Consider the following 11700-nt stretch of genomic DNA (forward strand, 5'->3'; position numbering starts at 1 on the left):
CGCTCGTATACTAACTATGCGTAACATGCAATTATTCTATTATTTTGGAGGTAGTTTAATGGAAAATTTTAATGACACACAAAATGAAGAAAGGCCAAAGATGAATCCGTTTATATCCGTTTGGTTACATCCAAAGCAAACCGCTCGCTATATGATTAACGAAAAATCAATCGGCTTTGCTATTTTGATTATGTCCATCGGTTATATCGGCTCTATCATGTCAGGGCTGACGGATTCGGAGTTTTTCACTGAACTTTCCCCTTGGTTATTGGCTTTACTGTGTGTAATTTTTGCTCCAATCGCTGGTATTATTGGGACAGCTATATCCGCTCTCATCACATGGCTATTTGGTAAGCTATTTAAGGGTACTGGTACGTATTCAGACTTATTTAAAGGGCTGAGCCTTACAGCTGTACCATTTATAGTGCTTATTCCATTTTATTTAATCTGGTTAATCACTTCTCCGGAATCCTTATTAGATCCAAACTTTATGGGCTCACTGCCATGGATTTTTTGGCCAGCCATTTTAGCTTCTATTGTTGTCACTATTTGGTCTTTCGTCATTTCTGTCGGTGTGGTAGCAGAAGCACACCAAATCACTAATTGGATGGCCTTTTTCACGATCTTTATTCCAGGAATTATTTTATTCATCTTGTTCTTCGTTCTATTCTTCATTATCCTAGTTGGGGCTATCGGAGTAGGCATGATGTAAAAAATCTCCCCTCTCATTTAAGAGAGTGGGAGATTTTTTTACAGTTTAAATTGGGCAACCAATGTCTTTAATTCTATAGCCAATGTTGATAATTGGGCTGATTTCCCCGCCATAACCTCCATTGAGCTACTTGTCTGTTCTGTTGTCGCTGTCGTTTGCTCCACACCTGCTGCAGATTCTTCTGCGACCGCAGCTATTTCTTGAATAGCACTATTCATTTTTTGACCATCATCCGTTACTTTTGATAAATTTTTGGAAATCAATTGAACACTTTCTACAACATCATTAATAGAATCACTAATCGTCGTAAACGTTTCACTCGTAGCTTTAATTTGAGTTGTCCCATCTTTTACCTCCTGATAGCCATCCTCTAATGAGCTCGTAACAACATCAAAATCTTGCTGTATATTTGTTACAATTGTTGTAATATCATTGACTGAATAGCCAACTTGTTCAGCAAGCTTGCGTACTTCATCCGCAACCACCGCAAATCCCTTGCCATGTTCACCTGCCCTAGCAGCTTCAATCGCGGCATTTAAAGCTAATAAATTGGTTTGATTGGCAATATCTTTAATGACCACCACCAATTTAGAAATTTCCTGTGCTTGGGCATCTAAATTTTTTACTTTCTCTACTGCATTTTGTACAATACTATCAATCTTTTTCATTTGAGAATTAGAAGATGTCATGAGCTGACTTCCTTCATTGGTTAAGCCTAACACTTCAAAAGAAGATTGATGAATATGCTCACCATACTGATTTGTTTCACGCAAATCCGCAGTAAAACGTTCCATCAAGGAAGTTAATTCGTTCGAATGATGTGCTTGTCCTTCTGCCCCAGATGCTAATTCATTCATTGTTATCGCCACTTGCTCTGCACCCATATTCACTTCATTGGCCGATTGTGAAAGCTCCTTACTAGAAGTAGTAATTAAATCAGATGCTTGAGCAATATTGTGTATCATGTCCTTCAATTTAGATTGCATTTGATTCATAGCGTTTGCCAGTTTGCCAATTTCGTCTTTTGAGCGAATAGACATACTTTCTTGCGTCAAATCGCCCTCTGCAAATCGCTCCATCGCTTGGACCACTCGGTTGATAGGTTTAGCCATACTACTTGCATACTGCCAAATAACTAATACCCCAATAATAATAGCGACACCAATTACAATCATCGTTAATTTCAAAATACTCTCCGCTGGTTTATTAAAATCTGCTAAATAGGTACTGGCACCAATAACCCATCCCCAATACGGATCCGTTTCTGCATAGACTCCTTTATTCTCTAGTTGATCTGAATTTGGTAATGGCCACGAATAGAAGACAAATCCACCACCTTCATTCCCCTTGGCAATGATTTCTTGCATATACTTAACTCCATTATCATCCTGTTCATCCCAGACATTATTTCCCTCGATGTTCGGATGTGCAATAGAGTTCCCCTTTTGGTCTACAACAAAGATATAACCGTTCTCACCTAGTTTAATATTTTTATTAATAGGTCGCTTTCCTTCATTATCCTTTTTCCCTAAAATAGCGACCTTCACTTTCTCTTGTGCTTCTTCTAAAGTTAAATTACCTGCCTCTACCTCTTGATTAAATTGTTCAATCATGGCAATGGTCATTTCCACACTGTTTCTTAAGTTTTCTTTTCCCACCGACTCTAAATTTGATTTACTTTGTTGATAGCTTAGATAGCCTAAAATAATCAAGGGAATCATTAAAAGCAATAAAGAGAAAGCAATCAGTTTGGCTTTAATAGATCTAAATGGAACGAATGTATTCATGTATTTTTTCTCCTCTTTAAATAGACTTAAGACCTATTTCGTTTCAAAAACATCGCAAAATTATGTATTTATACTTTTCAATCCATTGCACAAGTCATTACCTTATACTCACCAATTTTATTACATAAAAAACCAAACAACAACATTTTTCGAGCAAATTCGATAAAAAAATGTAGAAAAGCATTTCTTTGCTTTTCTACATTTGCCGTATTTCGATATCTGTAATTTGTTAAACTGTTAGCGCTGTAGTTTGTTGGAACAGTTCCGAGACTCCAGATTCGACCGCTGCACCGCTAACTGCACGAGAGACAATGGCAACAACACGTTCATCTAATGACTTAGGAACAATATATTCCTCCGTAAGCTCTTCATCACTAACAAGTGAAGCTATTGCTTCCACAGCAGCTAGTTTCATGGTTTCATTGATATCCGTAGCACGTACATCTAATGCGCCACGGAAAATGCCAGGGAACGCCAGGACATTGTTAATTTGATTTGGATAATCCGAACGACCCGTACCCATTACACGAACTCCCCACGCCTTGGCATTTTCATACGTAATTTCTGGATTTGGGTTAGCTAATGCAAAGACCACCGGGTTTTCATTCATAGACGCAATATGCCCCTCTGTTAATAGATTGGCAACCGAAACACCAATAAAAACATCCGCACCAACGAGCGCCTCACTCAACGTACCATGTATTTTCTCTGGATTTGTTAAATGAGCAATCGCCTCTTTAATCGGATTCATCCCCTCTTTACGTCCCTCATAAATAATACCTTTTGTATCACACATAAAAATATTTTTATAGCCCATTTGCACAAGGATTCGTAAAATAGCAATCCCTGCTGCCCCAGCGCCATTGATGACGACCTTCATTGTCGCAATATCCTTTTGCACAATACGATTCGCATTAATCATAGCGGCACCTACTACAATAGCTGTACCGTGCTGATCATCATGGAATACTGGTATATCACATTCCTGACGCAGTCGATCCTCAATTTCAAAACATCTAGGTGCTGAAATATCCTCTAAATTCACCGCCCCAAACGTCGGAGCAAGCGCCTTCACAATGCTGACGATTTCATCCGTACTTTTTGTATCTAAACATATTGGAAAAGCATCAACATTGGCAAAACGCTTTAATAAAATCGCTTTCCCTTCCATAACTGGTAATGCAGCTTTAGGACCAATATCCCCTAATCCTAAAACTGCCGTACCATCTGACACAACTGCCACCATATTCCCCTTCATTGTATAGTCATAAACCAGCGATGGGTTTCTTTCAATTTCCACACATGGTGCAGCCACTCCAGGTGAATAAGCAAGACTTAAATCATAAGAATCCTGTACTGGAACTTTTGAAATCACCTCTAATTTACCGCTATAATGTGCATGCATTTCTAAAGCTTTCTTCATGACGTCCATTCCATCCCATCCTTTTCCCTTTGTTTTTCATTATATTTTAGAATCATATTACTTTGTGAAAATATAGTCAACGAATTTTCTGTCAATTTATTTTTCATTTCGAAAACACAGCATTACAAGACTTCATACACGCCTTTCTGTCAAATTAAACTTTTCACAATCAATTATTTTAAAATAGTTAATATCATAAGGATGAATATTGGGAAATGTACAACTATCGCCTTTCAAGCTGTTCAATATTTCACATAGTATTTTTCTTGTGTAAAAGAGAATTTTTTCACAAACTTTTGTAAGCGTATCCATTGAGCCAAGTGAGTTTGTCACAATTTATTCACATTTTTTCACAAAGTTTTTTACTATTGCTGTTACCGCATTTAAGCCCAACAAAAAAAGAGCCCTATTGCAAGGACTCTTCAGTAAAATGACGAATAAATGCTCTGATTATATGCTTAGAAGACCATTGATCGCCAGACACTTTAATAATGGGATACTCTCGAGGGAAAATATTGGACGTCATCTCCTCTACTGAATAACCTTGTACAAACAAGTGACGAACCTTCTCTTCCATTTCTTCAATATACGCTATTTTTTCTAGTATTCTATTTCTGCCATCTGTTAAATAGCCTGCATGACAACAATAAACTTCGTTAAAATCATAGGTTAATAATTTTTTTAACGATGCTAAGGTATGTACAATATTTTCTTCATCGAGTACTACCTTCGTTTTCGTTTGAATGTATAAATCTCCCGTGAACATAGCACCTGATTGACGATTATAGAAGGCCAGATGATCTGTCGTATGCCCAGGTGTTTCAATAACGTCCCAGACAGCTGTTTTTGTTTGCAATGTAGTGCCTATTGGCTGCGCTAGAAAAGCTGGCCGCTCCCCCCATAATGCTTGACGGTACAAAGGATAATCACCCTTCTTCGTACAAGCCTGAAGAGATTCACGGTGAAGATAAATAGGAATATCCATTTGCTGTTGAAGCCAGGCGGCATTGCCCGCATGATCCTCATGCGAATGAGTAAGGGCAATTTGCTCCATTGGTAGCTCCTTAAAAAATGATTGAAACTCCTGTGCCAGCGAATTTGAGCCTGTATCGATTAATAAGCCATCAACAAAAAAGCTATACACACTCATACCAAACCCCTGAACAGCTACCTTTCCAAGTGCACATTGTACATCACCATGGCGTTGAACTCCTATGCTCGTCTCACGTTTAAACATCCACTTTCCCCCTTTTAAAAGAGTGTAGCATAAAATGAATGGTGAGTCATTTTGAATTCGATCGGCTTTTTTAAGGGTTGGCTATCCGTTTGTTTTGGCATTTGAGCCATAGATTCAGTAACTCTATCTATTTGTTTCGAGCGAGCTAGACGGGAGACGCTTTTTTGGCTCTATCCGTCGGTTTTGGCTTTCTATCCCCCAGTTTCAGCTTCCTATCCGCCACTTTTGGCATCCTATCCGTCACTTTCTCCTTTCTATCCGTCCGTTCCAGGATTCAGCCCTACCTACGTATATCAAGCAAGCTAGACAGCTCTTTTTCCGCTCTATCCGTCACTTTTGTTATTCTATCCGTCACTTTTGTTATCCTATCCGTCACTTTCTCCTTCCTATCCGTCCGTTAGCCCTACCTACGTATATCAAGCAAGCTAGACAGCTCTTTTTCCGCTCTATCCGTCACTTTTGTTATTCTATCCGTCACTTTCTCCTTCCTATCCGCCACTTCCCCACTTCTATCCATCACTTTCCCCCGCACCCGATCCACCACCAAAAAAACGCCCACCAAAGTGAGCGTTTTTGCTTTAACCCTTATTCATTTGTACCTTTTTCAATCTCATATTGTGTAATCCAATCACTAAAGCTACCTACGTATAACTGAATGTTTTCATAGCCTTCATCTGCTAATACGGCATAAAGCGGGGATGCGGTTACACCACTGCCACAGTAGACAACCACATGTTCATCTGGTGCAACTTTTTGACGCAATGCATCGTTAGCCTGCAATTGTCCATCTTTCTTTAATTGCTCCCAGTCAAAGTTTTTTGCTGTTGGTATATGACCTGCTACTTTATCTAATGGCTCGACTTCCCCACGATAACGCTCAGCCGCACGAGCATCGAGTAAAGTTGCTTTCACTTCTCCGTCCACAATCGCCTTTACTGCTTGGCGTGGTGCATACAGCTCATCCTTCCAATCAAAATCAATGATTGTTGGTGGGTATTTTACGACGTCTTTTGTAAATGGCACTTTCGTTTCCAATGCCGATGCTCCCCCGTTAACAATGACAACATTTGGGAAACCAGCATACGTCAGCATCCACCAAGCACGTGGAGCGAAAGGTGCTGCTCCTTGATCATAGATAACGATTTGATCTTCATAACGTAAGCCTAATTCTTGAAATACAGATGTCAATTTTTCTTTGTTCGGCATTGGGTGACGACCGTCTTGACTGTCCATATCAGATAGCTGCTGCTCTAAATCCATATGGATTGCTCCTGTTGCATGACCTTCTTCAAATGCTTTTTTTCCAGCTTCTTTGTCTTGTAAATCAAAACGAGCATCGATAAAACGGACACCATCAAACTGAATTTCATCTACTGATTTGAATACTTTTCCCATAGGAATCACCTCATGCGTTTTGTAATTGTGCGTAAATCGCTTTCCAAGAAGCTAAACGGCTTTCTTCTTGAAGCGCCAATCGCTCTGTTTCAATTTGCTCAAGCGCTTGATGATAAATATATAAACGTAATTTTTCTGCTTCCTCTGCAATAAACGTAATGGCCCAAGTCATGAGAGAAACTTTCTGTGCATCTAAATAATCCTGGGCATCCGGCTTTGTTAATGCTTCTAACGCATCGCTCAGCTTCACTTTTTCATTCTTCTCAAAGAAAGCTTTTTGATTACGGAAGTGAGATTTTACGCTAGTATATTTCGAAATATCACCAAATGGGCCTTCAAAATCAAGTAAATTTGGCTCAGAAGATTCAAATGCTAAGAACGAGAAGCTACGGTTAAGCTCTTTTAGCTCCCGTACTTCATCCTTAAATCGGTGCTGCATTTTTTTGCTTATAAACTGTGATAAACGGAAGTTTGTCACACGCATTTCCTGTGTAAAGTCAAAACGTAAGCTTTGCATCACTTCCTTCAACGCATGCTCCAATGCCTGCTGTGCTGGCATGGCCGCAAATGTTGAAGGATTGTATCCTTCCTTAAAGAATTCAGGGTAACGATAGTAGACACGTTGTAGAACATAATAGAGAAGCTCATCAAGCTCTTGCTTTGTCTCACTTTCCAGCATACTTGTATTCAGCACACTAAACTTGGATTGCACATGCTTTTCAAGTACGGTTAATTCCTCTAAGCGCTCGTCTTTACGTTTGAGGTTTTCCTCCGTTTGTGCAATTAAATCCGCTAAGCGTTGCTCTGTTTTGTCAACTTCCTCCGCAAGAGCCTGCACTGCTAATGCACTCAATTCATCATTTAAAAATGTATGGAAGTCGTTTTCAAACGGTGGCATGCCTGATGTTAAATCTGAACCTTCCACCTTCTCCTTTAACGCTAAAAGACTCGATACACCATACAGTCTCGGGAAACGAATACCAAATCGCTGTAATTCTGAACGTACATAGCCTTTTACATCTTCCTGCTCTTCATCCGTTGTTGCTAAATCAATAGCATTCACAATAAAGAACATTTTATCAAGCTCAAAGGCATCTTTTACACGACCAAGCTGAATTAAAAACTCACGGTCAGCTTTGGCAAAAGCATGATTATAATACGTAATAAATAGGATGGCATCGGCATTCCGAATATATTCAAAGGCTACACCTGTATGACGAGCATTTATAGAGTCTGCTCCTGGAGTATCCACAAGTGTAACGCCCATGCGCGTTAATGGACTATCATAATAGAAATCGATATTGTCCACAAAGCATGATTTATTTTCTTGCGCGACAAATTTTTCAAATTCAACACGATCCACACGAATAATAGTACCAAGCTCAGACTTAAACGTTGGATACCCTTCCTTATAAGCACGAATAAATGATTTGTGCACATTTAAACGCTCATCTGTCAACTGTACTGCAAGCCCTTCGTCAGCACGATTATACGCTTCCTCTAATGACTGGACAGATAAACCAATCGCTGCATAGGACCCTTGAATATCCTCTAACATTTGCTCAGCTGTTTTAAGCTGTACATCGGCTGTTTCATGTGGATGCTCAGGCGATACAGGACGAATTTTATTGATAGCTGCAGTTGTTGGGTTTGGCGATACAGGTAATACCTTCGCCCCCATTAATGCATTAGAAAAGGATGACTTCCCAGCACTAAAAGCCCCAAACAAAGCGATGGTAAAATCTTTTTTCTGTAATCGTTCCACTTTATTTTCAAGATATTGAGCAACTTCAGCAAAGCCTTGTACTTCTTTTACAGCATTGGCGGTATGCAGGGCACGATTAATAACGCCATCGATTGGCAAACTCGTCGCACTAACTGCTTGCTGCACTGCTTCTTCCTGAATGACTTGTTCTTTTGGTTGTAGCATGGATTCATCAAACAAACGAATCTCTGCTAAATCCTGTTTAAAGGAATTTTCCCAATTTGTTAACTGCTCATTCGCTACGTTCCGGATTTCATTGCTCGCTTGATGCATAATGCTCGCACTATATTGTTGGTAACCCTCGATTTCAAGTACAGCCTTAATAGCATCCACTTTATCCTGCATGCCTGCCATTTTTAATTTCGAAGGAGCAGCTGTTTCTGTTGCCACTGCTTCTAATGTTGTCGCTTGTGCTTTTTTCCAGCTATCTGTTTCCTGAATAAAATAACGCTTTGTTGCCTCTGCCACACGATTGGCGAAGTTTAATACCGCATCACCTGTTAACAGTGCACCTGCTTGAACTTGCTGCTCAATCAATGCAAATGGTAAGTCAAACGGATAAGCATCAATAGCTGAGGCACGTTCCTCATTTAAAGCACCCACGTCCTTTAATGCTTTTTTCATAAGGCCCTTTAAATGCCCTGTAATTTGCGCATGGACGACATTTTGATAAGCACTATAAGCATCTTCTTTACGACGGTTCCGCTCTTCCTCTGTTTTTTTCTTCGCAGTAAAGAGCCCCCCTACCTTAAAGCCCTCCTGCATACTTTCTAAATAAAGACGTAAGCGATCACGCAAGTCGGCTGGCATAATCGCAGCATTGGCAAGCAATTCTTTACGTTGCTCCTCAAATGTTTCGTTCCACACCTCAACAGAGAATAATTCAACCTGACGATTTAATTTATTGTATTGCTCTAAAATATCTTGATGGTGTGCCCAGTCATCCGCACTTAAAATTTCTTCATCAATCGCTAAACGATCCTGTCTTTCTTCTATTAAATAGTTATCATGCTCACTTTGCAATAAACGCAATGTATTTGTTGCTGTTTGGACAAGCTGGTCCTGCCAATCGTTCATACTATCCATAACAATTTTCTTTACGGCTTCAAAATCGTTATGTGGGTGCTCAGGCTCTCTCAAAGATGTGAAAAATACACCTTTCGGCACAACGCCCCATGCCGCAAAGGAATTATGAACCGTTGCTTTAAACTCTTCAAAGCTCAATTCATTTTCTTTATGCTTGTCAATCATATTAACAATCAAATAAACATTTGGATTATATTTCATTAATTGCTTCGTAAATTGGAAATTTAACTCCGATTGCACATGGTTGTAGTCCATTGTATAGAATACGATATCGGCAATATGGAGTGCAGATTCCGTCGACATGCGGTGAGCATCATCTGTTGAGTCTACTCCAGGTGTATCCATCACTGTAACACCAAACGGTAATGTTGATGCGCTATGGCCAATTTCTATTTGAGATACCAAATCCCCATTTTTACTAAGCTCTTTTACCGTTTTAAAATCATAGCCTGCCTCAAATTTAACAGGCTTTTCTTTGTGCATATAAACAATCGCAAAGTCTTCCTCTGATTTATGCACTTTAACGATATTTGCACTTGTTGGAATCGGACTTGATGCTAATAAATTCTCGCCAGACAACGCATTAATCATACTCGACTTACCGGCTGAGAAATGGCCTGCAAAACCAATCACATACTCTTTTTGCTGAATTTTTCGAGCAAAAAGTGATGTTTTATCCATGCGCTCCGTATCACCATTATGCTGATATATTATGTATTGCAAAGCGGCTTGCTTTAGTAGCCCCTCCAATTGTTGATCAAAATCTTTCATGAAACCAGTAACCCCTTTTTCGTTAATTATTCATAATTAGTATTCTACCTTATTCAACTAGCAAAGTATAACACTAATTTACGGTAAAAGGCATGTATGCCAACGCTTCAATTTGACTAGTATTGTTAAAAAAACATGGTTATCTGAAAGAAACCTTATGGAATGATAGATGCTCAACTAGCTTGAATTTTATTTTCTTCATATTTTATAGTAAACGAATTGGAGGCAAAGGTTAATTTTACAAGAATGGAGTGTGATAACACATGGTCAACCCTAAACATGGTCGAATAAACAATGGAAGCTGTGATTGTAGCAATGAGGAGCAATTTATTTGGCCCCGTATAAAAGCCACTAACGGTCCAATCGTTCCTCCCATCGAAATTGTCCCAGAAGGTATAATAATTCCAACGATTAATAGATATTTTTACATTTTAACAAGCGATCTTGATTTAACAAACGGAACAACCTTGCCTGCAACTCTCTTTTGGAATGATCATACAGATCCCATTACTGAATTTGTGATTTTTTCACCAAATGGCTACGTCAATCTGTATATTAATGCTGTCATGCAAGAGGGCGGTATTTATACAATATCAGATACTGCCTTAACCATTACTCCTTACAATGGTACTCTATTTAGAGGAACACCTATCATAATTGAATCATTAGGCTTCACCATGAAATAAAGTGTGTGAATAGTTAGGTTAAAGTAATAAGTAGTTTTAACAAAAATAGATAGCTGTTCAAAGAACCTTTCAATTGATAGAATAGCAGGTTATACTGAAAACTACGACCTCTTGTCGATTAGCTTGGGGATGAAGCTTTTTTAGGGTGACTAGAAATCACAAACGGTAATAAAGCAAAAATTAGATAATCGAGAAATACGTAACTGTTGAAGGAAATCTGAAAACAGTTCGTTTTCTTTCGTTAAAGCAATGTGCTTTTCATCATCATCTATAAGATGAGAAATCATATTTTTCTCAATTTAAAAAGCACCAATACAAGTGAAAACTACAAATGTATTGGTGCTTCTATACTGTCACTTTTACTTTTATTCCCTAAATGTCAGATTGCCTGTTGGCTAACAATGGATAGTTTCTCTGTTTTTAAGGTTTATTGAAAGCTACTTTACAGGTTTACTCGCTGGACCACTCACTTTATTTTTATCTTCCTTAATGCCTAGCGCTGCATCAAGTTGCTTCATGCCTTCTTCTTTCGTTAGTGTGCCTGCTTCTACTTGGTCAAAAATAGCCTGCACCTTTTCTTTTGAGATTTCATCAGCATTCGCTGGTTTAGTTACAGCTTTTTTATCTCCTTTTATACCTAGCGCTGCATCAAGCTGCTTCATGCCTTCTTCTTTCGTTAGTGTGCCTGCCTTTACTTGGTCAAAAATAGCCTGCACCTTTTCTTTTGAGATTTCATCAGCATTCGCTGGTTTAGTTACAGCTTTTTTATCTCCTTTTATACCTAGCGCTGCATCAAGCTGCTTCATGCCTTCTTCTTTCGTTAGTGTGCCTGCCTTAC

7 protein-coding genes and 1 pseudogene are annotated in these 11700 nt (G+C 39.0%); 2 read left to right on the forward strand and 6 right to left on the reverse strand.

Annotated elements, in window-relative coordinates:
- Positions 1-58: 58 nt before the first annotated feature.
- On the forward strand, positions 59-712 hold the full coding sequence (locus ACOZBY_RS14055; protein WP_031419485.1) for a Yip1 family protein: 654 nt from the start codon (positions 59-61) through the stop codon (positions 710-712).
- 38 nt (positions 713-750) lie between these two features.
- On the opposite strand, the gene ACOZBY_RS14060 is transcribed toward ACOZBY_RS14055, so the two are convergent.
- From ACOZBY_RS14060 to ACOZBY_RS14080, 5 genes are all read right to left on the reverse strand, one after another.
- Positions 751-2499 (reverse strand): methyl-accepting chemotaxis protein, encoded by a 1749-nt coding sequence (locus ACOZBY_RS14060; protein ID WP_197224926.1) that lies wholly within the window; start codon positions 2497-2499, stop codon positions 751-753.
- A 229-nt stretch (positions 2500-2728) separates the two neighbouring features.
- Complete coding sequence (locus tag ACOZBY_RS14065) at positions 2729-3931, reverse strand: NAD(P)-dependent malic enzyme (RefSeq protein WP_099805992.1); 1203 nt, start codon at positions 3929-3931, stop codon at positions 2729-2731.
- Positions 3932-4328: 397 nt separating this feature from the next.
- On the reverse strand, positions 4329-5159 hold the full coding sequence (locus tag ACOZBY_RS14070; protein WP_031419480.1) for an MBL fold metallo-hydrolase: 831 nt from the start codon (positions 5157-5159) through the stop codon (positions 4329-4331).
- A 585-nt stretch (positions 5160-5744) separates the two neighbouring features.
- Entirely contained in the window at positions 5745-6554 is an 810-nt protein-coding gene (locus tag ACOZBY_RS14075; RefSeq protein ID WP_422762490.1) for a sulfurtransferase, read from the reverse strand.
- A gap of 10 nt (positions 6555-6564) precedes the next feature.
- On the reverse strand, positions 6565-10176 hold the full coding sequence (locus ACOZBY_RS14080; protein WP_422762491.1) for a dynamin family protein: 3612 nt from the start codon (positions 10174-10176) through the stop codon (positions 6565-6567).
- Positions 10177-10439: 263 nt separating this feature from the next.
- Between ACOZBY_RS14080 and ACOZBY_RS14085 the strand changes: the two genes are divergently transcribed.
- Positions 10440-10862: a DUF4183 domain-containing protein gene (locus tag ACOZBY_RS14085; RefSeq protein WP_012293804.1), complete on the forward strand. Its 423-nt coding sequence runs from the start codon at positions 10440-10442 to the stop codon at positions 10860-10862.
- Between the two features lie 437 nt (positions 10863-11299).
- Here the strand turns inward: ACOZBY_RS14085 and ACOZBY_RS14090 are convergent.
- Positions 11300-11700 (reverse strand): annotated as a pseudogene (locus ACOZBY_RS14090) (hypothetical protein); the annotation flags it as partial.

The sequence above is a fragment of the Lysinibacillus sp. NPDC056220 genome (assembly GCF_049315265.1).
GTDB lineage: Bacteria > Bacillota > Bacilli > Bacillales_A > Planococcaceae > Lysinibacillus > Lysinibacillus pinottii.